This is a genomic window from Xanthomonas sp. 1678 (assembly GCF_031455575.1).
Lineage (GTDB): Bacteria > Pseudomonadota > Gammaproteobacteria > Xanthomonadales > Xanthomonadaceae > Xanthomonas_A.
Genome location: NZ_JAVDSZ010000003.1, coordinates 89,159 through 111,581, shown reverse-complemented (window position 1 = coordinate 111,581; position 22,423 = coordinate 89,159). Strand labels below are relative to the sequence as shown.

22 protein-coding genes are annotated in these 22,423 nt (G+C 70.4%); 3 read left to right on the top strand and 19 right to left on the bottom strand.

Annotation, left to right across the window (positions count from 1 at the left end; translation table 11 throughout):
- Positions 1 to 6: 6 nt before the first annotated feature.
- The 9 genes from uvrC to J2Y70_RS06655 form a co-directional block, all read right to left on the bottom strand.
- Positions 7 to 1,863 (bottom strand): excinuclease ABC subunit UvrC, encoded by a 1,857-nt coding sequence (gene uvrC / locus J2Y70_RS06695; protein ID WP_309914992.1) that lies wholly within the window; start codon positions 1,861 to 1,863, stop codon positions 7 to 9.
- Positions 1,860 to 3,281, bottom strand: a complete 1,422-nt coding sequence (locus J2Y70_RS06690; protein WP_309914989.1) for a hypothetical protein — start codon at positions 3,279 to 3,281, stop codon at positions 1,860 to 1,862. The genes uvrC and J2Y70_RS06690 overlap by 4 nt, the downstream gene beginning before the upstream one ends.
- Positions 3,278 to 3,766, bottom strand: coding sequence for a low molecular weight protein-tyrosine-phosphatase (locus J2Y70_RS06685; RefSeq protein ID WP_309914986.1), 489 nt, complete (start codon positions 3,764 to 3,766; stop codon positions 3,278 to 3,280). The genes J2Y70_RS06690 and J2Y70_RS06685 overlap by 4 nt, the downstream gene beginning before the upstream one ends.
- Positions 3,763 to 4,551, bottom strand: coding sequence for a 3-deoxy-manno-octulosonate cytidylyltransferase (gene kdsB / locus J2Y70_RS06680; RefSeq protein ID WP_309914984.1), 789 nt, complete (start codon positions 4,549 to 4,551; stop codon positions 3,763 to 3,765). The genes J2Y70_RS06685 and kdsB overlap by 4 nt, the downstream gene beginning before the upstream one ends.
- Positions 4,552 to 5,081: 530 nt before the next feature.
- A complete protein-coding gene (gene lpxK / locus J2Y70_RS06675; protein ID WP_309914980.1) occupies positions 5,082 to 6,116 on the bottom strand; it encodes a tetraacyldisaccharide 4'-kinase in 1,035 nt (344 codons plus the stop codon).
- Positions 6,116 to 7,852: a lipid A export permease/ATP-binding protein MsbA gene (gene msbA / locus J2Y70_RS06670; RefSeq protein WP_309916209.1), complete on the bottom strand. Its 1,737-nt coding sequence runs from the start codon at positions 7,850 to 7,852 to the stop codon at positions 6,116 to 6,118. Before msbA ends, lpxK begins: the two co-directional genes overlap by 1 nt.
- An 8-nt stretch (positions 7,853 to 7,860) precedes the next feature.
- Positions 7,861 to 8,283, bottom strand: coding sequence for a biopolymer transporter ExbD (locus J2Y70_RS06665; protein ID WP_263398019.1), 423 nt, complete (start codon positions 8,281 to 8,283; stop codon positions 7,861 to 7,863).
- Between the two features lie 4 nt (positions 8,284 to 8,287).
- Positions 8,288 to 8,965, bottom strand: a complete 678-nt coding sequence (locus J2Y70_RS06660) for a MotA/TolQ/ExbB proton channel family protein (RefSeq protein WP_309916206.1) — start codon at positions 8,963 to 8,965, stop codon at positions 8,288 to 8,290.
- Positions 8,859 to 11,411, bottom strand: coding sequence for a DNA internalization-related competence protein ComEC/Rec2 (locus J2Y70_RS06655; RefSeq protein ID WP_309914977.1), 2,553 nt, complete (start codon positions 11,409 to 11,411; stop codon positions 8,859 to 8,861). Before J2Y70_RS06655 ends, J2Y70_RS06660 begins: the two co-directional genes overlap by 107 nt.
- Between J2Y70_RS06655 and J2Y70_RS06650 the strand changes: the two genes are divergently transcribed.
- Together J2Y70_RS06650 and J2Y70_RS06645 are read left to right on the top strand one after the other, a co-directional pair.
- On the top strand, positions 11,403 to 11,633 hold the full coding sequence (locus tag J2Y70_RS06650; protein WP_309914975.1) for a hypothetical protein: 231 nt from the start codon (positions 11,403 to 11,405) through the stop codon (positions 11,631 to 11,633). The genes J2Y70_RS06655 and J2Y70_RS06650 overlap by 9 nt on opposite strands.
- 108 nt (positions 11,634 to 11,741) lie before the next feature.
- A complete protein-coding gene (locus J2Y70_RS06645) occupies positions 11,742 to 12,806 on the top strand; it encodes an SDR family oxidoreductase (protein WP_309914972.1) in 1,065 nt (354 codons plus the stop codon).
- Positions 12,807 to 13,472: 666 nt separating this feature from the next.
- Here the strand turns inward: J2Y70_RS06645 and lolD are convergent.
- The 9 genes from lolD to J2Y70_RS06600 form a co-directional block, all read right to left on the bottom strand.
- Positions 13,473 to 14,210: a lipoprotein-releasing ABC transporter ATP-binding protein LolD gene (lolD, locus tag J2Y70_RS06640; protein ID WP_263398432.1), complete on the bottom strand. Its 738-nt coding sequence runs from the start codon at positions 14,208 to 14,210 to the stop codon at positions 13,473 to 13,475.
- Between the two features lie 10 nt (positions 14,211 to 14,220).
- Positions 14,221 to 15,465 (bottom strand): lipoprotein-releasing ABC transporter permease subunit, encoded by a 1,245-nt coding sequence (locus tag J2Y70_RS06635; protein ID WP_309914969.1) that lies wholly within the window; start codon positions 15,463 to 15,465, stop codon positions 14,221 to 14,223.
- Positions 15,466 to 15,488: 23 nt separating this feature from the next.
- On the bottom strand, positions 15,489 to 15,944 hold the full coding sequence (locus J2Y70_RS06630) for a hypothetical protein (protein WP_309914966.1): 456 nt from the start codon (positions 15,942 to 15,944) through the stop codon (positions 15,489 to 15,491).
- The gene (locus J2Y70_RS06625; protein ID WP_039006563.1) at positions 15,895 to 16,143 is read right to left on the bottom strand and encodes a succinate dehydrogenase assembly factor 2; all 249 of its coding nucleotides are present in this window, start codon (positions 16,141 to 16,143) and stop codon (positions 15,895 to 15,897) included. Before J2Y70_RS06625 ends, J2Y70_RS06630 begins: the two co-directional genes overlap by 50 nt.
- Positions 16,144 to 16,270: 127 nt before the next feature.
- Positions 16,271 to 17,053, bottom strand: coding sequence for a succinate dehydrogenase iron-sulfur subunit (locus tag J2Y70_RS06620; RefSeq protein ID WP_179564023.1), 783 nt, complete (start codon positions 17,051 to 17,053; stop codon positions 16,271 to 16,273).
- Between the two features lie 105 nt (positions 17,054 to 17,158).
- Complete coding sequence (sdhA, locus tag J2Y70_RS06615; RefSeq protein ID WP_309914959.1) at positions 17,159 to 18,949, bottom strand: succinate dehydrogenase flavoprotein subunit; 1,791 nt, start codon at positions 18,947 to 18,949, stop codon at positions 17,159 to 17,161.
- A gap of 34 nt (positions 18,950 to 18,983) precedes the next feature.
- On the bottom strand, positions 18,984 to 19,370 hold the full coding sequence (gene sdhD, locus J2Y70_RS06610) for a succinate dehydrogenase, hydrophobic membrane anchor protein (RefSeq protein ID WP_184411015.1): 387 nt from the start codon (positions 19,368 to 19,370) through the stop codon (positions 18,984 to 18,986).
- A complete protein-coding gene (gene sdhC, locus J2Y70_RS06605; RefSeq protein ID WP_263398012.1) occupies positions 19,367 to 19,759 on the bottom strand; it encodes a succinate dehydrogenase, cytochrome b556 subunit in 393 nt (130 codons plus the stop codon). Before sdhC ends, sdhD begins: the two co-directional genes overlap by 4 nt.
- A gap of 61 nt (positions 19,760 to 19,820) precedes the next feature.
- Positions 19,821 to 19,991 (bottom strand): DUF1674 domain-containing protein, encoded by a 171-nt coding sequence (locus J2Y70_RS06600; protein WP_263398011.1) that lies wholly within the window; start codon positions 19,989 to 19,991, stop codon positions 19,821 to 19,823.
- Between the two features lie 38 nt (positions 19,992 to 20,029).
- On the opposite strand from J2Y70_RS06600, the gene J2Y70_RS06595 reads away from it, so the two are divergent.
- Positions 20,030 to 20,896 (top strand): folate-binding protein, encoded by an 867-nt coding sequence (locus J2Y70_RS06595; RefSeq protein WP_309914953.1) that lies wholly within the window; start codon positions 20,030 to 20,032, stop codon positions 20,894 to 20,896.
- Positions 20,897 to 20,928: 32 nt separating this feature from the next.
- Here the strand turns inward: J2Y70_RS06595 and J2Y70_RS06590 are convergent, their stop codons facing one another.
- Entirely contained in the window at positions 20,929 to 22,053 is a 1,125-nt protein-coding gene (locus J2Y70_RS06590) for an ABC transporter ATP-binding protein (RefSeq protein WP_263398009.1), read from the bottom strand.
- Positions 22,054 to 22,423 lie beyond the last annotated feature (370 nt).

Sequence of the window (22,423 nt, the reverse complement as noted above, 5' to 3'; positions counted from 1 at the left end):
GCTGCTCTACTCGCCTGCCGGATCGGGCACCGGCAGTCCGTGCAGGTTAGCGTAGATTCGCGCAGCGAGTGCGTCGTTGATGCCTTCCACGCGCGCGATCTCCGCTTCGCCGGCGGCCTTGAGCCCGGCCAGCCCGCCGAAATGCTTCAACAGGCTTGCGCGGCGGCGCGGACCGATGCCGGGGATGTCTTCCAGCTTGCTGGTCATGCGCGCTTTCTGGCGCCGCCCGCGGTGGCCGGTGATCGCGAAACGGTGCGCCTCGTCACGTACCTGCTGAATGAACTGCAGCGCCGGCGACGCCGCGCCGGGGCGCAGTTCGCGCCCGTCCGGCATCACCAGGGTCTCGTGGCCGGCGCGGCGTTCGGCGCCCTTGGCCACGCCGATCACCAGAATGCCTTCCACGCCCAGGTCGGCGAGCGCGGCGTTGGCCTGCGCCAGCTGGCCGGCGCCACCGTCGATCAGCAGCACGTCGGGCAGCACCACGTCGGCCTTGTCGCCCTCCGCGGCGCGGCGGAAACGGCGTTCGATCGCCTGACGCATCGCCGCGTAGTCGTCGCCCGGCTCGATGCCGCTGATGTTGTAGCGCCGGTACTGGCTGCGCACCGGGCCGCTGGCGTCGAACACCACGCACGAGGCCACGGTGGCCTCGCCCATGGTGTGGCTGATGTCGAAGCACTCCGCGCGCCTGACCGGTTCGGCCAGCCCCAGCATCTCGCGCAGCGCCTCGCTGCGCGCGTGCTGCGCGTTACGGCTGGTCAGTTCGGTGGCCAGCGTCGCCTGCGCGTTGCGGCTGGCCAGTTCCAGGTAGCCGGCGCGCTCGCCGCGCACGTTCCATTTCAACTGCACCTTGCGCTCGGCGGCCGAGCCCAGCGCCGCTTCGATCAGCTCGGCATCGGGGATCTCGCGGTCCAGCAGCACCTCGCGCGGCGGCGGCTGTTCGGCGTAGTACTGCGACACGAACGCGCCGAGCACTTCGGCGGCGCTGTCCTCGCCGTTGGTTTTGGGGAAGAACGCGCGGGTACCGAGATTGCGGCCGTCGCGGAACGCCAGCAGCAGCACGCAGGCGTTGGCGCCCTGCATCGCGCAGGCGAGCACGTCCAGGTCGGCGGCGCGGCCGTCCACGTACTGCCGGCTCTGCATGCTGCGCAGCGAGCCGAGCAGGTCGCGCAGGCGCGCGGCGCGCTCGAACTCCAGCTGTTCGCTGGCGGCCTGCATCGCCTGCACCAGTTCCTCGCCGAGCTGGTCGCTGCGTCCGTCCAGGAACATGGTCGCGCGGCGCACCGACTCGGCGTAATCGTCGGCCGGCACCAGCGCCACGCACGGCGCGCTGCAGCGCCCGATCTGGTATTGCAGGCACGGCCGCGAGCGGTTGCGGAACACGCTGTCCTCGCAGCTGCGCAGCTTGAACAGCTTGTGCATCAGGTTCAGCGTCTCGCGCACCGCGGTCACGCCCGGATACGGGCCGAAGTAGCGCCCGGGCACCGCGCGCGGGCCGCGGTGCAGCGCGATCCGCGGCCACTCCTCGCGGGTCAGCAGCACGAAGGGGTAGCTCTTGTCGTCGCGCAGCGACACGTTGTAGCGCGGCGACAGCGACTTGATCAGCTGGTTTTCCAGCAGCAGCGCCTCGCCTTCGCTGCGGGTCACGGTCACGTCCATGCGCGCGACCTGGGCCAGCATCGCCATGGTCCGCGCGTTCTTCGGCGAGGCGCTGAAATAACTGGACACGCGCTTGCGCAGCGCGCCGGCCTTGCCGACGTACAGCAAGGTGTCGTCGGCCGCGTACATGCGGTAGACGCCGGGCGCGGTGCTGAGGTTGGCGGCGAAGGCCTTGCCGTCGAACGGGGGCTGCAAGGACGCGGTCATTCGCTGATCGGCACGTCGCTCAGTTCGCCGCTGGCGATGTCGTAGCGCAGCACGGCGTGGGCGTCGGTCTCGGCGATCCACACCGTGCCCGCGGTCACCGCCAGCCCGGCCGGGCCGTGCAAGCGCCGCGGCAACGCAGTGGTGGACAGTTCGCCGCCGCCCAGGCGCAGGCTGCGCAGGCTGCCGTTGCCGCTGTCGGCGATCCACAGCAGCGGCGCGTCCGGGCTCAGCGCGATCGCCTGCGGGAACTGCAGGCGCGCGCGGCTGCGCGGGCCGTCCTCGTTGCCGAAATCCCACGGACCCTGCCCGCCGAGCAGGGTCTGCACCAGGTCGCCGCGCAACTGCAGCGAACGCACCGCCGAGCCCAGCGCGTCGCACACATACAGCGCCTGCTGCACCGCGGCCAGGCCGCACGGCTGCGCGAACGCGGCCAGGTGGCCGCTGCCGTCGCGCAGTTCCAGCACGCCCGAGCCGGCGCGCCAGCGCAGGCTGCGGTTGCCGAGTTCGTAGCTCCAGATGCGGTTGTCGCCGGCCATCGCGATATGCACCTGGTTGTCGGCCACCACCACGTCCTGCGGGTGGTTCAGCGGCGCTTGCTGCGCCTGCTGCACCGGTCCTTCGACCGGCTCGCCGGCGCGGCCGTTGCCGCACAGGGTGTCGACCTGGCCGTTGAGCAGGTTGATCCGGCGCAGCGCGTGGTTGCCGGTGTCGGCGACGTACAGCACGCCGCGCTCCAGCGCCAGGCCGCGCGGCCGGTGGAACGCCGCCTCGCCGAGCCCGCCGTCGATGAAATCGGCGGTGCCCAGCCCGAACTGGCGCAGGATGCGGCCGCCGGTGGTGCATTCGAGGATGCGGTGGTGGCCGCTGTCGGCGATGTACAGGCGATCGTCGGCGACCGCCAGGCCGACCGGGAAGCGCAGCGGCAGGCGCGGCTCGGGCTGGGTCTCGCGCGGCTGCCGCAGTTCGTCGTCCAGCGGCAGCGATTGCCCGGCGCACAGCGCGTTGAGCGCCTTCTCCAGGTCGGCGCCGCCGATCCCGACCAGGCGCTCGCGCTCGTAGCCGCCGGCGTCGAGCAGGACCAGCGTCGGCCACGCCTGCACGTCGAAACGCTGCCAGGCGGCCCAGTCGGCATCGAGCAGGATCGGCGCCGACACGCCCTGGCTGCGCAGCAGCTTCAGCGCCCGCTGCGGCTCGCGCTCGCTGTCGAAGCGCGGCACCTGCACCACGATCAGCTGCAGGCGCCCCGGATTGCGCGCCTGCCACTGGCTGAGCTCGGCCAGGCGCTGCGCGCACCACGCCGAGGCGGCGTTGACGAAGGCCAGCACCAGCGCCCGGCCCTGCTGCTCGCGCAGCGTGGTCGGCGCGGCATTGAGCCAGGTGCCGGGCTGCGGCAGTTCCAGGGCGGCGATCGAGTTCATCGGCCGATTATGCCGGAGCCGCCGTCGACGGACAGTCGCGCCACGCTGCCGGCGGCGGCTTCGTCTACCAGGCGCCAGACGTCCTCGAAGTGGTCGCTGCCGCCGGTGTAGGGGTCGGGGATCTCGCGGCGGCCCTCCAGCCCGGCCCAGGGCAGCCACAGCGCCACCCGCTCCCGCGCCGCGGCCGGAGCGCGCTGGCGCACGTCGCGCAGGTTGGCCGCGTCGGCGCACAGGATCCAGTCGAACCCGGCGAAATCGGTGTCTTGCAGCTGCCGCGCGCGCAGCCCGGCGATGTCCACCCCGTGGCCGCGGGCGCAGGCGATCGCGCGCCGGTCCGGCGGCTCGCCGCTGTGCCAGTCGCCGGTGCCGGCCGAATCCACCTGCACGCGCCCGGCCAGCGGCGAGCGCTGCAGGTGATGGCGCAGCGCGCCTTCGGCCATCGGCGAGCGGCAGATGTTGCCCAGGCAGACCAGCAGCAGCTTCATGCCAGGCTCCGCAGATGCGCCTCGGCGCGGGCCAGGTCCTCGGGCGTGTCGACCCCGGGCGGGAACGGCGCCGGCGACAGCGCCACCGCGATGCGGAAACCGGCTTCCAGCACCCGCAACTGCTCCAGCGCCTCCACCTGTTCCAGCCCGCCCGGCGGCATCGCCGCGAACCGGCGCAGGAACCCGGCGCGGTAGGCGTAGATGCCGATGTGGCGCAGCCATGGACCCGGCGGCAGGCGTTCGCGCGAGGCGGCGAAAGCGTCGCGGTGCCACGGGATCGGCGCGCGGCTGAAATACAGCGCATCGCCGCGCGCGCTGCGCACCAGCTTGACCACGTTCGGGTCGAACAGGCTGTCGGCCGACTCGACCGGCGTGCCCAGCGTCGCCATCTCCGCGCCGCTGGCGGCCAGCGCCTGCGCTACCGCGACGATTCCCGCGGCCGGCGCGAACGGCTCGTCGCCCTGCAGGTTGACCACCACGGTGGCGTCGTCCCAGCCGGCGATGTCGGCGCATTCGGCCAGGCGGTCGGTGCCGGAGGCGTGCGCCGCGGACGTCAGCGCAACGTGCACCCCTTCCAGGTCGGCCACCGCCGCGGCGATGCGCGGATCGTCCGCGGCCACCCACACCTGCTGCGCGCCGGCGCCCAGCGCGCGGCGCGCCACGTGCCGGACCAGCGGTTCGCCGCCGAGCGCGCGCAGCGGCTTGCCCGGCAGGCGCGAGGCGGCGTAGCGCGCCGGGATGGCGACCACGAACGGTGGCGGGGTCAGGTCGCGTTCGGCGCTCATGCGCGGCGCGCGCCGGCAGCGGCGGAATGCTGGAATTCGCGGAAGCCAAACATGGATGATCTTCTCCGTTGTCGATTCGGGGGCAACGCGTCTTCGCCAAGGCGCGGCGGCGGCAGGCGTTCGCTGCAGCGAGGCACGTCAGTTGCCGCGCGCGCGCGTGGCAGCCGCCTTCCCTGCCATTCTATAGGCCCTGCCGATCGCAGCTCTGCACACGCTCCAGTGCGCGAAAGCGTCTGCAGCGTCAGCGCCGGCTATGGCAGGCCCGCCGTGGGAGCAGCAGCGCACGCAACGCCTTCCCGTGCCGGACGACGGTGTTCGACGGCAGCACTTCAGCCGGCGCAGGATCTTGTGGGAGCGACTTCAGTCGCGACGGGCTTTACCGGTAACGCCCCGTCGCGACTGAAGTCGCTCCCACAGGATTCGGCGCTGCCATGCTTCGTCGCTGCAAACGTCACGGATGCGCCCTGTGCGCATGCTCCAGCTGCTTCACTCGATGCCAAGCCCGTGCGACGGCACGAGCGCACGCGCCGCTATTCGCTGGCGTCGCCGCTGCGCCCGCGCAGCTTGTCCAGCCGGTCGAGCAGGCCGATCCAGAACGCGGCCGGCAACTCCGCCACCAGCGGCACGCTGAAGCACCAGTCGTCGACCAGCGACGCGCACTTGACCGCGTCCTTCTCGGTCATCAGCACCGGCAGTTCGCTGCCGAACGATAGGTCGGCGGCGCGGTAGCGGTGGTGGTCGGGAAACGCATGCGGCACCACGCCGATGCCATGCGCGCGCAGCATGTCGAAGAAGCGCTGCGGATGGGCGATGCCGGCGACAGCGTGCACGCGCTGCCCGGCGAAGCTGCGCAGGGGCCGCGCGCGGCCGCCCTGCAGCGGTTGCGCGCTGTCGATGCGCAGGCGCATCGCCCACTCGCCGAAACCGGCCTGGATCTCGCCAGCATCGCTGGCCTGGCCCAGGTTGATGACCCGGAAATCGCATTCGCGGCCGCGCGCCACCGGCTCGCGCAATGGCCCGGCCGGCAGCAGGCGGCCGTTGCCGTAGCGGCGGTGGCCGTCGACCACTTCGATCTCGATGTCGCGCTGCAGCCGGTAGTGCTGCAGGCCGTCGTCGCAGACCACGATGTCGCAGCCGGCCTGCAGCAGCGCGCGCGCGGCGGCGACGCGGTCGCGGTCCACCCGCACCGGCGCGCCGGTCTTGTGCGCGATCAGCACCGGCTCGTCGCCGCCCAGCTCGGGCGTGGTGCCCGGCTCGATCCAGCGCGCGACCTGGTCCTGGCTGCGGCCGTAGCCGCGGGTGGCGACGCCGGGCTTCCAGCCGGCCTCCTGCAGCTTGCGCACCAGGGCGATGGTCAGCGGGGTCTTGCCGGTGCCGCCGGCGGTGAGGTTGCCGACCACGACCACCGGCACCGCGACGCTGTAGCGCTTGCGCCAGCCGCGCCGGTACAGCGCGCGGCGCAGGCCGATCGCCGCCGCGTACACCGGGGTCAGCAGGCGCGCGTACAGCGGCGGCGTGCCCTGGCCGTACCAATAGCCGGGCGTGTGGGGCCCACGACCGCTCATCAGGCCTGCCTTTCGCGGAACTGCATGCTGTGCAGGTGGGCGTACAGGCCGCCCTGGGCGAGCAGCGCGTGGTGGGTGCCGCGCTCGACGATGCGGCCATGATCCATCACCAGCACCTGGTCGGCGTGTTCGATGGTGGACAGGCGGTGCGCGATGACCAGCGTGGTGCGCTCGGGCATCAGCCGATGCAGCGCGTCCTGCACCAGCCGCTCGGACTCGTTATCCAGCGCGGCGGTGGCTTCGTCGAGGATCAGGATCGGCGCGTCGCGCAGGATCGCGCGGGCGATCGCCAGGCGCTGGCGCTGGCCGCCGGACAGCAGCGCGCCGTTCTCGCCGACCGGGGTGCGCAGCTGCAACGGCAGGCGCTCGATGAACTCCCAGGCGTTGGCGGCCTCGGCCGCGGCACGGATCTGCGTGTCGCTGGCCTCGGTGCCGTAGGCGATGTTGGCGGCGATGGTGTCGTCGAACAGCATCACCCGCTGCCCGACCAGCGCGATCTGCCGGCGCAGATCGTGCAGGCGGTAGTCGTGCAGCGGCACCCCGTCCAGGGTGATGCGGCCGCCGCTGGGTTCGTAGAAGCGCGGCACCAGCCGCACCAGGCTGGTCTTGCCGCTGCCGGAGCGGCCGACGATGGCGGTGACCGTGCCTGGCCTGGCGCTGAAGCTGATGTCGTCCAGCGCCAGCCCGGCGTCGTCGCGGTAGCGCAACATCACCCGGTCGAACTCAAGTTCGCCGCGCACGCGCTGCACCGACACGCTGCCACTGTCGCGCTCCTCCGGCGTGTCCAGGATCGAGAACAGCCGCTCGGCCGCGGCCACGCCGCGCGAGATCGAGGTCTGCACGCTGGTCAGCCGGCGCAGCGACGGGATGATCGCCATCATCGAGGTCATTAGCGCGATGAACTGGCCCGGGTTCAGGCGCCCGGCCAGCGCCTCGCGGGTGGAGACCCAGACGATCGCCGCCAGTGCCACCGCGGCCAGGAACTGGACCATGCTCGAGGCCAGCGCGCGGGTGGTCTCGACCTTCATGTTCAGGCCCAGCATGCGGTTGGCCAGCGCCGCGTAGTGGCTGATTTCCAGGGCCTGGGTGCCGTGCACCTTCACTTCCTGCTGCGCTCCGAGCGACTGCTCGGCGCGTTGCGCCATCGAGCCCATGCCGTCCTGGATGCCGCGGCTGATCTTGCGGTAGCGCTTGCCGACGTAGGACACGATGACCCCGATCAGCGGCGCCACCACCAGCAGCGCCAGGGTCACCTTGACGCTCATCTGCAGCATCACCACCAGCATGCCGACGATGGTCAGGGTATCGGCCACCAGCGTCTTCAGCGCATCGGAGGCGGCCTGGGTGACCTGTTCGGTATCGAAGTTCAGCCGGCTGACCATCACCGGCGTGGCCTCCACGTCGAAGTGCGAGGACGGCAGGTGCAGGTACTTGGCCAGCACCTGCTCGCGCAGGTCGCGCACCACGCTGCGCCCGGTGCGCGCCATGCAGTAGTCGCCGACGAAGGTGGCGACGCTGCGCATCAGGAACAGGCCCAGGATCGCCAGCGGCAGCAGCACCGCCATGCGTGCCTCGGGATTGACGAAGCCGCGGTTGACCAACGGATCCATCAGCCGGGTGAAGCAGTAGCCGGCGGTGGCCTCGACCACCATCGCTACCACCGCCGCGGTCAGCATCACCCAATAGGCGCGGGTATAGCCGAGCAGCCGACGGTAGATCGGCCATACCGGGGTCATCTTGCCGCTCACGGTTTGACTTCCGGCGCGGTGGCGATGGCGATGCGGCGGAAACCGAGCTGGCCCAGCGCGTCCTGCGCGGTGACCACGGCCTGGTAGGGGGTGCGCGCATCGGCCCGCAGCAGCACCGGCTGCTCGCGGTCGTCGCCGGCGACCTGGGCGATGCTGCGCTTGACCGACTCCACGTCGGTGCGCAGCACTTCCTGGTCGTTGATGAAATAGTGCCCGTCGGCATTGACCAGCACGCTCAGCGCGCGCGGCGGCGCCGGGTTGTGCTGGTCGCTGGCGTTGGGCAGCTGCAATTGCAAGGTGGAACGGGCGTCGAAGGTGGTGGTCACAACGAAGAAGATGATCAGCACAAGGATGACGTCGATCAGGGGCACCAGGTCGATCTGCGGCTCGTCCTGGCCGCGGTCGTCGCGGATCCGCACCGGCTTAGCCCTTGGCCGGCGCAGCGGCGCCTGGACGCGAGGCCGAGCGCGGCGTGCCCGGTGCCGGCGCGCCAGGGCGGCCGTGACCGTCGAGGACATCGCTCAGCGCGGTGGCTTCCTGCTCCATCTCGATGACGTAGCCGGCGATGCGGCCCTTGAAATAGCGGTGGAACACCAGCGCCGGCACCGCGATGATCATGCCGGTGGCGGTGCATACCAGCGCCTTGCCGATGCCGCCGGCGAGCTGGTTCACGTCGCCGACGCCGTGGTCGAGGATGCCCAGGAACATCTGGATCATGCCGACCACGGTGCCTAGCAGGCCGAGCAGCGGCCCGGCCGAGGCCACCGTGCCCAACGCGTTCAGGAACCGCTCCATGCGATGCACGACGTGGCGGCCGGTGTCCTCGATCCGCTCGCGGACGATCTCGCGCGGGCGGTTGCGCACGTCCAGCCCGGCGGCGAGCAGCGCGCCCAGCGGCGAGTTGTGCCGCAGCGACTCGATGTGGGTCTGGTCCAGCTTGCCGCGCGTGGCCCAGTTGCGCACTTCCTGGCCCAGCCCCGGCGGCAGCACTTCGCTACGGCGCAGGCTCCAGAACCGCTCCAGGACGATCGCCAGCGCGACCACGCCCAACAGCAGCAACGGCACCATCGGCCAGCCACCGGCCTTGACCAGTTCCCACACGTCGCAACCCTCCGGCACGTTCGGCCGTTCGTTCACTGGCCGATAGGATAGCAGCCGGCCGCGCCCGCTCCGCGGCATCCCACAGCCGCGCCCGCCACGGCCGCCGTTCGCGCAGCTGCAGCCCCGCCCGCCCCAGCCACACGCGCAGCGCGCCGCCCTGCGGGGTGGTCACGACTTCGGCGCCGGACGCCTGCCAGCGCGCCACCACCGCCGGCCGCGGGTGGCCGAAGCGGTTGCCGTCGCCGGCCGAGATCAGCGCCAGCCGCGCGCCGGTGGCGGCGACGAAGGCCGGCTGCGAGGAATGCGCGCTGCCGTGATGTGGCGCCAGCACCACGTCGGCGCGCAGGTCCTGCGGCCTCTGGCGCAGCAGGCGACTCTCGACGACCTCGCCGATGTCGCCGGTCAGCAGCATCGCGCCGTGCGCGCTTTCCACCCGCAGCACGCAGCTCGACTCGTTGCCGAGGTAGGGAAACCCGGGCGTGGGATGCAGGAAGCGGAAGCGCACCCCGTCCCACTCCCAGGCCGTCCCGGCCTGGCACGGGCGGTCCACCCGCACCGGCGCGCCGGCCGGCGCCTCGGCCAGGGCCACCGGCAGCGCTGCGCGGACCGCATCGAAGCCGCCGGCGTGGTCGTTGTCGCCATGGCTGATCACCGCCCGGTCCAGCCACGCCACGCCGAGCGCGTGCAGCGCCGGCACCACCGCGCGCTCGCCGGCGTCGTAGCCGTCCTTGATCGCCGGCCCGGCGTCGTACAGCAACTGGTGCCGTGCGGTGCGCACCAGCACCGACAGGCCCTGGCCGACGTCGATCATCACCAGTTCCACCTCGCCCGGCGCCGGCCGCTCCAGCGGCGGCCAGAACAGCGGCAGCCACAGCAGGGCCGCCAGCGGCTTGCCCGGGACCGCGCGCGGCAGCAACAGCCAGAACGCGCCCAGCAGCGCCAGCGGCAGCGCCCAGTCGCGCGCCTCGGGCAACCACCACAGCGCGAAGCGGCTTTCGCCCAGGGTGCTGAACAGCGGCCAGGACAGGTCGAAGCACGCCGCCGCCGCGCGCCATGCCCAACTCCCGGCACCGGCATGCAGCGCTTCCAGCGCGGTGCCGAGCAGCGCCAGCGGCACCACCACCAGGCTCCACCAGGGAATCGCCAGCAGGTTGGCCAGCGGCCCGGCCGCCGAGGCCTGCCCGAACAGCATCGTGCTCAGCGGCAGCAGTCCCACGGTGGCCACGCCCTGCGCCGACAGGAACTCGCGCAGCTTGTCGCGCCAGCCGCTGCCGGCGACCGGCATGCACCAGGCCAGCCAGGCCACGCCGAGGAAGCTCAGCCAGAACCCCGCCGACAGCACCGCCAGCGGGTCGAAGACCAGCATGACGATCGCCGCCAGCGCCAAGCCATCGACCACCCGCACCGGTCGCCGCCACAGGCGCGCGACCACCACCACCGCGATCATCAGCAAGGTGCGCACGGTCGGCAGCGCCATTCCCGACAGCACGGTGTAGCCACCGGCGCCGAGCACCGCCAGCAACACCGCCGCCTGGCGTCGCGGCCAATGCCGTCCCAGCCGCGGCCACAGCCGCCACAGGCCGCCGCCGAGCAGCGCGAACGCACCGGCGACCAGACCGACATGGAAGCCGGAGATCGCGATCAGATGGGTCAGGCCGGCGGCGCGCAGGATGCGCCAGTCGCGGTCGTCCAGCATCCGCGTATCGCCGAGCGCCAGCGCCTGCACATAACGTGCCGACACCCGCGGCACCGCGGCCGCGATCCGCGCCGACACGCGCTCGCGCCAGGCATCGATGCCGCGCCCGGGCGCCAGTTCGGTGGCCTCGCGCGGCGCCGCCACGTAGCCGGTGGCGCTGATCCGCTGCGCCAGCGCATACGCCTCGGCGTCGAAGCCGCCGGGGTTGCTGAGCCCGCGCGGCGCGCGCAGGCGCACGCTCAGGCGCCAGCGCGCGCCGGCATGCAGCGCGGTACGCGGACCTGGCGCCTGCGCGCCGAAATCGTCGTACCAGGCCAGTTGCAGCAGGCGCCCGCGCAACGGCGCCGGCTGCGCGGGGTCGGCATCCACCCGGAACAGGAATCGCGTGCGCCGTACCTCTGCCTGCGGCAACTCCACCACCTGCCCGCTCAGCGTGGCCACGCGCTTTTCCAGGTTCGCCGGCAGTTGCCGCGCCAGCACCATGCCGGCGACCAGCCCCAGCCATCCGCAGCCCACCGCGAACGCCCCTAGCCACCGCCAGCGCGGCAGGCCGACGAACAGCGCGATGCCGCCCAGCAGCAGCGCCAGCGACAGCGGCCACGGCGCCAGCCGCGGCAGCCACAAGGTCGCCAGCACGCCGGCGGCCAGAGCGGCGGCGACGGCGATGCCGAACGGCGCGACCGCGCTGCCGCGCGAAGGCGCCGATACGCGGACGGCGTGGCCGTCGGCAGGTGCCGAGCATTGCCGCATGCGATCGCCTCCTTGGCATGGACGGGTGAAGATGCACGGGTGGCCGCAGCCATCGCGCCGGACGACGGCGACCGCGTCGGGCGACATCGAGGTCAGCAGACGACCCGGGGCCGCCGCTACCTGCCGCGGTTTTTCGTGGTCATCGTCATCGCGCTGGCTGCATCGACAGGCTCTCGCACCGTGCCGATGCGCGCTATCGGCCAAGCCCTGCAGGCCGCGTAGGAATTCGCCGCGCGCGCCTTGCGTCGTCACGTGCAGCGCACGGTCGCTTTCGCCGCATGTTCATCGGCGTCTCGCTAGCGTGCCGGTTTGGCTGATGAGGATCCGCGCATGCGCAAGGGCACCGCACTGGTGGTCGGGGTCACCGGCATTTCCGGCTACAACCTGGCCAGGGTCCTGGTCGCGGAAGGCTGGACCGTCTATGGCCTGGCGCGCCGCCCGGTCCCGCAGGAAGGCGTGATCGCGGTGGCCGCCGACCTGCTCGACCGCGAGGCGACGACGGCCGCGCTGCGCGGGCTGCCGATCACCCACGTGTTCTTCTGCACCTGGACGCGGCGCGCCACCGAAAAGGAAAACGTCGCCGCCAACGGCGCGATGCTGCGCCATCTGTGCGAAGGCCTGGACGGCGCCACGCTGCAGCACATGGCGCTGGTCACCGGCACCAAGCATTACCTGGGTTCGTTCGAACACTACGGCAGCGGCAAGGCGGAGACGCCATTTCGCGAGAGCGAGCCGCGCCAGCCCGGCGAGAACTTCTACTACACGCTGGAAGACCTGCTGTTCGACGCCGCCGCGCGCCACGGTTTCGGCTGGAGCGTGCACCGCTCGCACACCATGATCGGCCAGGCCAACGGCAGCAATGCGATGAACATGGGCGTGACCCTGGCGGTGTACGCGACGCTCTGCAAGCACAGCGGGCAGCCGTTCGTGTTCCCCGGCTCGCGCGCGCAGTGGGACAGCCTCACCGACCTCACCGACGCGGGCCTGCTCGGCCGCCAGTTGGCCTGGGCCGCGACCAGTCCGGCCGCGCGCAACCAGGCGTTCAACACGGTCAACGGTGACGTGTTCCGCTGGCGCTGGATGTGGGGCGAGATCGCTGCGTTCTTCGGCCTGGAGGCGGCGCCGTATCCGGATGCGCCGATGCCGCTGGAGCCGCGCCTGAAGGACAGCGCACCTGCGCAATGGCGCCAGATCGCCGAGCGGCACGCGCTGGTGCAGGCGGACGTGAATCAGCTGGCGTCGTGGTGGCATACCGATGCCGACCTCGGCCGCGAGATCGAGTGCGTCAACGACATGACCAAGAGCCGCGATCTCGGCTTCCTCGGTTACTACGACAGCCGCGCGTCATTCCTGGAACTGTTCGCGCGGCTGCGCGCGCAGCGGGTGATTCCCTGACGGTCGCAGAGTCGCAGCATCGGCGGGTTGGCTGCTGCCGCTGTGAGAGCGGCGATGAGGGATTGTCGAATTGACAGAATCTGAGGGTCTTCGTCCGGTGCGGCTGGAGCGACTTCAGTCGCGACGAGCGAAGCATTGGAGGTGCCGCGACCGAATCGCGTCGGGACTGAAGTCCCTCCCACAGTGCACCCAGCGAGCAGGCCACGAATCCTTTGTGGGAGCGACTTCAGTCGCGACGAGCGAAGCGGTGGAGATGCCGCGACCGAACCGCGTCCGGACTGAAGTCCTCCCACAGTGCACCCAGCGAGCAGGCCACGAATCCTTTGTGGGAGCGACTTCAGTCGCGACGAGCGAAGCATTGGAGGTGCCGCGACCGAATCGCGTCGGGACTGAAGTCCCTCCCACAGTGCACCGCCCTCGTTGTGGAGCGACTCCGCGTGGCTTCGGCCCATCGGGCCACCGGTTGTTCCATGACCGGAAAAACTCCGGCTTCGTTCGTCGCGGCTGAAGCCGCTCCTACAGGGGGGCGTGGCCGGCGGCTCGGTGCACTGTAGGAGCGGCTTCAGCCGCGACCGATCGCCGGAACCGCCATTGTTCCGAAATGCATTCGTCGCAGCCGCCGGGTCGCGACCATGCCGGCGCATTCCACGCCGGCACACGCCCGCGCTACACGTCGGCAGGCGCCAGTTCGCGCAGCTTGCCCTGGTGCAGCTCCAGCACGCGGTCGAGCTTGCGCGCCAGGCTGCGGTCGTGGGTGACCAGCGCCAGGCTAGTGCCGTGCGCGCGGTTGAGGTCGAGCATCAGCGCGAACACGTTGGCCGCGGTCTTGTCGTCGAGGTTGCCGGTCGGCTCGTCGCCGAGCACGCAGGCCGGGCGGTTGACCAGCGCGCGCGCCACCGCCGCGCGCTGGCGTTCGCCGCCGGACAGTTCGCCCGGCTTGTGCTCCAGGCGATGGCCCAGGCCCACCGATTCCAGCAAGGCGCGCGCGCGCGCCTCGGCGTCCTTGACCGCGGCGCCGCCGAGCAGCACCGGCATCATCACGTTCTCCAGCGCGGTGAATTCCGGCAGCAGGTGATGGAACTGGTAGACGAAGCCCAGCGAGCGGTTGCGCAGCTGGCCGCGCGCCGCGTCCGACAGCGCCGACATGCGCTGCCCGGCCACGTACACCTCGCCGGCGGTGGGCACGTCGAGGCCGCCGAGCAGGTGCAGCAGGGTGCTCTTGCCGGCGCCGGACGCACCGACGATGGCCACGGTCTCGCCCGGCGCCACGGCCAGGTCCAGCCCGTCGAACACCGGCGTGCGCATCTTGCCTTCGGCGTAGGTCTTGCCCAGGCCTTCGGCGCGGATCGCCGCATCGGCACGCTGTGGCTTTTGCACTTCCGAGTCCCGAGTCCCGAGTCCCATGTCCCGATGCTCATTCATAACGCAGCGCCTCCGCCGGTTGCGTACGCGCCGCGCGCCAGGCCGGGTACAGCGTGGCCAGGAAGCTCATCAGCAGCGCGACAAGGGTGATCACCACCACGTCGTGCGGCTGCATGTCGGTGGGCAGGCCGGTGATGTAGTACACGTCCTCCGGCAGCAGCTTGATGTTGAACAGCGCCTCGATGCCGGCCAGGATCCGCTCCAGGTTCAGGGTCAGCACGATGCCGCCGATCACTCCGGCGACGGTGCCGATCACGCCGATCAGCGTGCCCTGCACCATGAACACCTGCATCACGCCGCCCGGGCTCAGCCCCAGCGTGCGCAGGATGGCGATGTCGGCCTGCTTGTCGGTGACCAGCATCACCTGCGAGGACACCAGGTTGAACGCGCCCATCGCGATGATCAGCGACAGCAGGATGCCCATCACCGTCTTTTCCATCTTCAGCGACTGGTAGAGGTTGGCGTTCTCGCGGGTCCAGTCGCTGACCATGTACGGGCCATGCAGGTTCAGCGCCAGGTCGCGGGCCACGTTCCAGGCCAGGTCCATGTTGTGCAGCTTCAGGCGCACGCCGGTGACGCCGTCGCCCATGCGCAGCACGCGCTGCATGTCCGCCATGCTGGTCACCGCCAGACCGCGGTCGATCTCGTTGTAGCCGGCCTCGAAGATGCCGCTGACGGTGAAGCGCTTGTAGCGCGGCACCATGCCCATCGGGCTGGCCTGCGGTTCGCCGAGCATCACCACCACCTTGTCGCCGACGCCCACGCCCAGCCACAGCGCCAGTTCCTGGCCGAGCAGGATGTTGTACGAGCCGGGGGTGAGGCTGTCGATCGAGCCCTGCTTCATCTTCTGCGCCAGCACCGAGACCTTGGCCTCCTCGCCGGGCAGGATGCCGCGCACGATCGCCGGCTGATTGCGCTGCCCGGTGAGCAGCGCCTCTTCCTCGACGTACGGCGCGGCGCCGGCCACGCGCGGATCGCGCTTGGCCACGTCCACCGCGTGCTGCCAGTCCTGCATCGGCGCGCCCTGCGCGCTGACCGTGGCATGCGCGGCCATCTGCAGCAGGCGGTCGCGGATCTCCTTCTGGAAACCGCTCATCACCGCCAGCGTGGTGATCAGCACGGTCACGCCCAGGGCGATGCCGAGGATCGAGGCCATCGAAATGAAAGAGATGAAGTTGTTGCGGCGCTTGGCGCGCAGGTAGCGCAGGCCGATGGCCACGGGTAAGGGTTTGAACATGCGCAGCCACCGTCCAGGGAGCGCTATGGTGCCATCTGCGGGGGCGCAGACGAAGCGGCACGGGCCTGAGCGGCCAGACGCAGTTCACGTCGCGCCGGCGCCGGCAGCGTGTCCGGCCACCAGGCCAGGCGCCCTACCCGGCCGTGCGCGTCGCGCCAGCGCACGAACGCCAGCGGCCCGCGCCAGTCCACCTGCAGCGCCGCCACCGGCTGGCCATCGACGCTCGCCGCCACGCTGCCCTGCGGCGGAATCAGCAACGCGCGCGGCGCGCGGCGGGCTTCGCGGCGCAGCAGCAGCGCCGCGTACAGCGCGGCCAACGCCGCTGCCGGCCAGGCCCAGGGCCGCGGCATGTCCGAGCCCAGGATCGACAGCGGCGCCAGCACGCTCAGCAGCGCCAGTGCCGCCAGCAGCCAGCGCGATGGGCGCCACTCAAGCCGGCATGGCGCGGATGGTGGCGATGAGATCGGCGGCGCGTGCATCGGGACAAGCCTCGTAGCCCATGAACCAGCGCCACAACTTATCGTCCTCGCATTCGAGCAGGTATAGGAAAACCCCGCGCTCGGCCTCGGAGGCTTGCGCCCAGCGCCGGTCCAGGTAGCGCCCGAACAGCTGGTCCAGCTCGCGCATGCCGCGCCGGCAGCGCCAGCGCAGCTTCTTCAGTTCGGTGGCTTCGTCCATCGCATCGCACCCATTCTTGGTGGACGGGCGCCTGCTGCGGCGACCGCCGGAAACGCGCGCGGCACCGAACCCGAAAGCCGGTGCCGCGCAGTCGACGGGCACGCCCGCCGTGTGTGGAGCTAACCGATCAGGCGCGGCGCGCCATCATCAGCTTCTTGATCTCGGCGATCGCCAGCGCCGGGTTCAGCCCCTTCGGGCAGGTCCGCGCGCAGTTCATGATGGTGTGGCAGCGGTACAGCTTGAACGGATCTTCCAGGTCGTCCAAGCGCGCACCGGTGTCCTCGTCGCGCGAGTCGATGATCCAGCGGTAGGCCTGCAGCAGGATCGCCGGGCCCAGGTAGCGCTCGCCGTTCCACCAGTAGCTCGGGCAGCTGGTCGAGCAGCACGCGCACAGGATGCACTCGTACAGGCCGTCGAGCTTCTTGCGGTCTTCCGGCGACTGCAGCCGCTCGCGGTCCGGCGGCGGCGGGGTCTGGGTGCGGATCCACGGCTTGATCGACGCGTACTGCGCGTAGAAGTGGGTCAGGTCAGGCACCAGATCCTTGATCACGCTCATGTGCGGCAGCGGATAGATCGGCACTTCGGCCTTGTCGCAGTCGGCGATCGCCTTGGTGCACGCCAGCGTGTTGGTGCCGTCGATGTTCATCGCGCACGACCCGCAGATGCCCTCGCGGCAGGAACGGCGGAAGGTCAGGGTCGGATCGATCTCGTTCTTGATCTTGATCAGCGCGTCCAGAACCATCGGGCCGCACGCGTCCAGATCCACCTCGTAGGTGTCGGTACGCGGGTTGCTGTCGTCGTCCGGATTCCAACGGTAGACCTTGAAGGTGCGTGCATTCTTCGCGCCGGTGGCGGGAAAGTGCTTGCCCTTGCCGATCTTGGAATTCTTGGGGAGGGTGAACTCTGCCATGGCTTTTAAAATCCGGGATTGGGGATTAGGGATTGGGGGGTGCGTTGGGCGCAGGAAACGAAGTGCTTCGAATCCCGAATCACCAATCCCCAATCCCGGCTTTGGTCAGTACACGCGCGGCTTCGGCGGCACCACGTCAACGTCCTTGCTGAGCGTGTACATGTGCACCGGGCGGTAGTCGAAGCTGCACTGGCCCTTGTCGTCGACGGTGACCAGGGTGTGCTTCTGCCAGTTGACGTCGTCGCGGTCGGGGAAATCCTCGTGCGCATGCGCGCCGCGGCTTTCCTTGCGCTGCTCGGCCGAGTTGATCGTCGCCACCGCGTTGAGCAGCAGGTTGTTCAGTTCGTAGGTCTCGATCAGGTCCGAATTCCACACCAGCGAGCGGTCGGAGACCTTCACGTCCTCGAAGGTGGCGAAGATCTCGGCCATCTTGTCCACGCCTTCCTGCAGCGTCTTGCTGGTGCGGAACACCGCCGCGTCGGACTGCATGGTGCGCTGCATCTTGTCGCGGATCACCGAAGTCGGGGTGCCGCCGTTGGAGTTGCGCAGCTTGTCGAGCAGGCCCAGCGCCTTGTCGCACGAATCGCTGGGCAGGGTCTTGTGCGGCGCGCCGGACTTGATCGTCTCGGCGCAACGGATGGCCACCGCGCGGCCGAACACCACCAGGTCCAGCAGCGAGTTGGAGCCCAGGCGGTTGGCGCCGTGCACCGACACGCAGGCCGCCTCGCCGATCGCGTACAGGCCGGGCACCACCGAATCCGGGTTGTCGCCGTCCTTGCGCACCACTTCGCCGTGGTAGTTGGTCGGGATGCCGCCCATGTTGTAGTGCACGGTCGGGATCACCGGGATCGGCTGCTTGGCTACGTCGACGCCGGCGAAGATGTGCGCGCTCTCGGCGATGCCGGGCAGCTTGTCGTTGATCACTTCCGGGCCGAGGTGGGTCAGGTCGAGCAGGATGTGGTCCTTGTGCTCGCCGACGCCGCGGCCTTCGCGGATCTCGATGGTCATCGAACGCGACACCACGTCGCGCGAGGCCAGATCCTTGTAGTGCGGGGCGTAGCGCTCCATGAAGCGCTCGCCGTTGCTGTTGCGCAGGATGCCGCCTTCGCCGCGCACGCCCTCGGTGATCAGGCAGCCGGCGCCGTAGATGCCGGTGGGATGGAACTGCACGAACTCCATGTCCTGCATCGGCAGGCCGGCGCGCATCACCAGGCCGCCGCCGTCGCCGGTGCAGGTGTGCGCCGAGGTGGCGCTGAAGTAGGCGCGGCCGTAGCCGCCGGTGGCCAGCACCACGCCATGGGCGCGGAACAGGTGCAGCGAGCCTTCGGCCATGTCCAGCGCAAGCACGCCGCGGCACACGCCTTCCTCGTCGAAGATCAGGTCCAGCGCGAAGTACTCGATCATGAAGCGCGCGTTGTGCGCCAGCGACTGCTGGTACAGCGTGTGCAGCATGGCGTGACCGGTGCGGTCGGCGGCGGCGCAGGTGCGCTGCGCGGACGGGCCTTCGCCGTACTTGGTGGTCATGCCGCCGAACGGACGCTGGTAGATCTTGCCGTCCTCGGTACGCGAGAACGGCACGCCGTAGTGCTCCAGCTCGATGATCGCCGGGATCGCCTCGCGGCACATGTACTCGATCGCGTCCTGGTCGCCCAGCCAGTCCGAGCCCTTGATGGTGTCGTAGAAGTGGTAGCGCCAGTCGTCCTCGCCCATGTTGCCGAGCGCGGCGGAGATGCCGCCCTGCGCGGCCACGGTGTGCGAACGGGTCGGGAAGACCTTGGTCAGGCAGACCGTCTGCAGGCCCTTCTGGGCCAGGCCGAAGGTGGCGCGCAGGCCGGCGCCGCCGGCGCCGACCACGACCATGTCGTACTTGTGTTCGGTGATCTTGTAAGCGGACATCGAAATGGGGGTTCCTAGAAGGGTCGCCGGCGGATCAGGCAATGCCCAGCGCGATGCGCGCCACGGCGAAGATGCTGACGATGGCGCCGAGCACGGCGACGAAACGCACGATGGTCTGCGCCGCGAGGGCCAGCAGCGAGGTGTGCACGTAGTCTTCCAGCACCACCTGCATGCCCAACTGCGCATGCCAGAACGCGGCGATGAGGAAGCCGACCAGCAGGATCGCGTTCCACGGCTTGGCCACCGCCTCGGTGGCGGCGACGTAGTCCGAGCCCATCAGGCCCAGCACGAAGATCAGGAACCAGATCGACAGCGGCACCAGCGCGGTGGCGGTCAACCGCTGCACCACGAAGTGCTCGGTGCCGGTCTTCGCAGCGCCCAGGCCGCGCACGTTCTTCAGCGGAGTACGGTAACGGTTCATGCGCCAGCTCCCAGCAACACGTAGGCCCACACGGCGCCGGTCAGCACGAAGCTGAGGATCACCGACAGCCAGCCGATGGTGACGAAGGCACGCACCGCGTAGCCCTGGCCGAAGTCCTGCAGGATGTGGCGCAGGCCGCCGAACAGATGGAAGGCGAAGCACCAGGTCCAGCCGAACAGGAACACCTGTCCGTACCAGGCGCCGGCGATATCGCGGAAGAGGTTCCAGGAGGACGGGCCGAGCATCAGCGCCAGCAAACCGGCGGCGATGACCAGGGCGCCGATCGAAAGCACGATGCCGGTGGCTCGATTCAGGATCGAGGTCACCATCTGGATCTGCCAACGATAGACCTGCAGGTGGGGGGAAAGAGGACGTTCGCGGGTCGCCATTCGCTGGGCTCGTTGTCTCGGCTGGGCGGCGTGCTTAAGGCCGCGTTGGCTCAAAGCTGGATCAGAAATCGATGCAGCGTCCGTTTTTCTCCCAGTCGCCGTAGCGCGTCGGCTCGAGGCCGCCGCGACCGCCGATTTCCCGCGGCGCAGGCGTCGCTTCCGGAGTCGTCTCCTCGGCGGGTCGCTGCGTTTCGGGATCGGACTCGGGTGTGGGGGTTGGTTGGCCTATCATGCGGGTCTCACAACAGCGTAATTTTAGTCCTCCCCCTCGTGCCTGACAACCTGAATCTCACTTTCGACCGTTTTTCCGCGCTGCCAGACCTGCAATACGTAGGCTTGAGCGGCGTGGATGCAGTGGCTTTCGCCCAGGCGCAGTTCGCCAACGACGTGCAGGCGCTGCGCAACGGCCATTGGCAGTGGAACGCCTGGCTGACCGCGAAAGGCCGCGTGATCGCGCTGTTCGCGCTGCTGCGGCGCGCCGACGACGACCTGCTGGTGCTGCTGCCCGACGGCGGCGCGGCGGACCTGGCGACGGCGCTGAACCGCTTCGTGTTCCGGCGCAAGGTACGCATTGCGGTGCGTGAGGATCTGCATGGCTTCGGGCGCCTGAGCATGCCCGAGCAGGCCCGGGGCGCAGCGTCTGCGCCGGGTGACCACGGCGTGATCGAGCTGGACATGGGCGGCGGCGCGATGCCGCGCACGCTGCTGCTGGCACCGGCCGCCGATGCCGGCGCGGCCGATCCCGCATTCGCCGCGGCGTGGCGCCGGACGGACCTGGCACTGGGCCTGGCCCGGCTCGACGCCAGCCAGCGCGAACAATGGACCCCGCAGCAGCTGGCGTTGGACCGGCTGCATGCCTTCAGCGTGAAGAAGGGCTGCTATCCGGGCCAGGAGATCGTCGCCCGCACCCATTTCCTGGGCAAGGCCAAGCGCGCGCTGCAGTTGCTGGCGGTGGACGGCGTGGCCGAGGTCGGCGCGCAGGTGCTGCGCGACGGCCAGGCGCTGGGCAGCGTGGTCAGCGTCGCCGGCGCGCTGGCGCTGGCGGTGCTGCCGCTGGAGGACGCGCCGCCGACCGGCCTGTCCATCGGTGCGCAGGCCGCGCAATGGCAGCCGCTGCACGAAGGCCTCGCGCGCTGAACCCGGCAGCGGCCGGGAACGCCCACCTTGGCTTATTGCGGTTGCGAGTCCCGAGTCCCGAGTCCCGAGTCCCGCGCTTCCAAACGCTCGCCGCTCTCCGGATCGAAGAAATGCAGCGCCTCGCCGCGCACCGCCACGCGCAGGCTTTCGCCCAGCCCCGGCAGCGCGCGCGGCGCCACCCGCATCACCAGCGGCTGGCTGCCGTAGCTGAGGTTGACGAAGATCTCGTTGCCGACCGGCTCGATCACCTCGATGGTGGCCGCGAACCCGCCCTGCCCGTCCGCGCTGGGCTGCAGGTGCTCGGGCCGCACGCCGATCGCGATCGGCCGGCCCAGCCACTGCGGCGCGACATGCGCGCCGTGCAGCGGCACGCGGCTGCCGTCGGCCAGTTGCAGGTGCACGCCGTCTTCCTCGACCAGCTGGCCCTGCAGCACGTTCATCGCCGGGCTGCCGAGGAACCCGGCCACGAACAGGTTGGCCGGGCGTTCGTACAGCGCCATCGGCGTGTCGATCTGCTGGATCAGTCCGTCCTTGAGCACGACGATGCGCTGGCCCAGGGTCATCGCCTCGACCTGGTCGTGGGTCACGTAGATCATCGTGGTGCCGAGCTTGCGGTGCAGCTGCGCGATCTCGGTGCGCACCGAATGGCGCAGCTTGGCGTCGAGGTTCGACAGCGGCTCGTCGAGCAGGAACACCGCCGGCTCGCGCACCAGCGCGCGACCCAGCGCCACGCGCTGGCGCTGGCCGCCGGACATCGCCCGCGGCAGCTTGCCGAGCATCGGGGTCAGGCCCAGCGTCTCGGCGGCGGCGGCGACACGGCGCTCGATGACGTCCTTGGGTTCGCCGCGCAGCTTCAGCCCGAACGCCAGGTTCTCGGCCACGGTCATGTGCGGGTACAGCGCGTAGCTCTGGAACACCATCGCGATGTCGCGGTCCTTCGGCGCCACGTCGTTGACCACGTTCTCGCCGATGCGCAGTTCGCCGCCGCTGATCTCTTCAAGCCCGGCGATCATCCGCAGCAGGGTGGACTTGCCGCAGCCGGACGGCCCGACCAGCACCATCAGCTCGCCGTCGGCCACTTCGAAGCTGGCCCCGTGCACGGCGACCTGGCCGTTGTCGTAGACCTTGCGGATGTTGTCCAGTTGTACTTTCGCCATGGTGCGGTATCCGGTTTCCGGCTGGGAGAGACGGGCTGCCGCCGGTCCCTCCCGATGGCAGTGCATACGAATGCGGTTCGCATCGTGCCAGCGACACAGGCAACAATGGGAGCGCAATGCGGTATTCTGCCATGTAACCGTTTTCACGGGGCAACATCGACGCCTGCGAGGGCCTGCGATGCGATCCGCCAACCCGCCGCCGTCCCGGCGCGCGCACGAGCAGCAGCCTGATGTTTGAGGCATTAGACAGGTATGCTCAGAGGTCTGGCAGTCGTATTCATCTCCAGGATCGTGCGGTCCCGCTGGCGGTCACCCGCTATGCCCGCACGAGCCGCAGGACGGATACAGGCCGGTCCCGCCGCTTGCTTAC

Coding starts and splice junctions, on each gene's coding strand:
- J2Y70_RS06630 (WP_309914966.1), bottom strand. CDS start 15,944: ATGCACGCGCCGCCGATCTCATCGCCACCATCCGCGCCATGCCGGCTT.
- J2Y70_RS06645 (WP_309914972.1), top strand. CDS start 11,742: ATGCGCAAGGGCACCGCACTGGTGGTCGGGGTCACCGGCATTTCCGGC.
- msbA (WP_309916209.1), bottom strand. CDS start 7,852: ATGACCCCGGTATGGCCGATCTACCGTCGGCTGCTCGGCTATACCCGC.
- lpxK (WP_309914980.1), bottom strand. CDS start 6,116: ATGAGCGGTCGTGGGCCCCACACGCCCGGCTATTGGTACGGCCAGGGC.
- J2Y70_RS06600 (WP_263398011.1), bottom strand. CDS start 19,991: ATGATAGGCCAACCAACCCCCACACCCGAGTCCGATCCCGAAACGCAG.
- uvrC (WP_309914992.1), bottom strand. CDS start 1,863: ATGACCGCGTCCTTGCAGCCCCCGTTCGACGGCAAGGCCTTCGCCGCC.
- J2Y70_RS06625 (WP_039006563.1), bottom strand. CDS start 16,143: ATGGACGAAGCCACCGAACTGAAGAAGCTGCGCTGGCGCTGCCGGCGC.
- J2Y70_RS06590 (WP_263398009.1), bottom strand. CDS start 22,053: ATGGCGAAAGTACAACTGGACAACATCCGCAAGGTCTACGACAACGGC.
- J2Y70_RS06620 (WP_179564023.1), bottom strand. CDS start 17,053: ATGGCAGAGTTCACCCTCCCCAAGAATTCCAAGATCGGCAAGGGCAAG.
- sdhC (WP_263398012.1), bottom strand. CDS start 19,759: ATGGCGACCCGCGAACGTCCTCTTTCCCCCCACCTGCAGGTCTATCGT.
- sdhA (WP_309914959.1), bottom strand. CDS start 18,949: ATGTCCGCTTACAAGATCACCGAACACAAGTACGACATGGTCGTGGTC.
- J2Y70_RS06655 (WP_309914977.1), bottom strand. CDS start 11,411: ATGCGGCAATGCTCGGCACCTGCCGACGGCCACGCCGTCCGCGTATCG.
- J2Y70_RS06635 (WP_309914969.1), bottom strand. CDS start 15,465: ATGTTCAAACCCTTACCCGTGGCCATCGGCCTGCGCTACCTGCGCGCC.
- sdhD (WP_184411015.1), bottom strand. CDS start 19,370: ATGAACCGTTACCGTACTCCGCTGAAGAACGTGCGCGGCCTGGGCGCT.
- kdsB (WP_309914984.1), bottom strand. CDS start 4,551: ATGAGCGCCGAACGCGACCTGACCCCGCCACCGTTCGTGGTCGCCATC.
- lolD (WP_263398432.1), bottom strand. CDS start 14,210: ATGGGACTCGGGACTCGGGACTCGGAAGTGCAAAAGCCACAGCGTGCC.
- J2Y70_RS06690 (WP_309914989.1), bottom strand. CDS start 3,281: ATGAACTCGATCGCCGCCCTGGAACTGCCGCAGCCCGGCACCTGGCTC.
- J2Y70_RS06685 (WP_309914986.1), bottom strand. CDS start 3,766: ATGAAGCTGCTGCTGGTCTGCCTGGGCAACATCTGCCGCTCGCCGATG.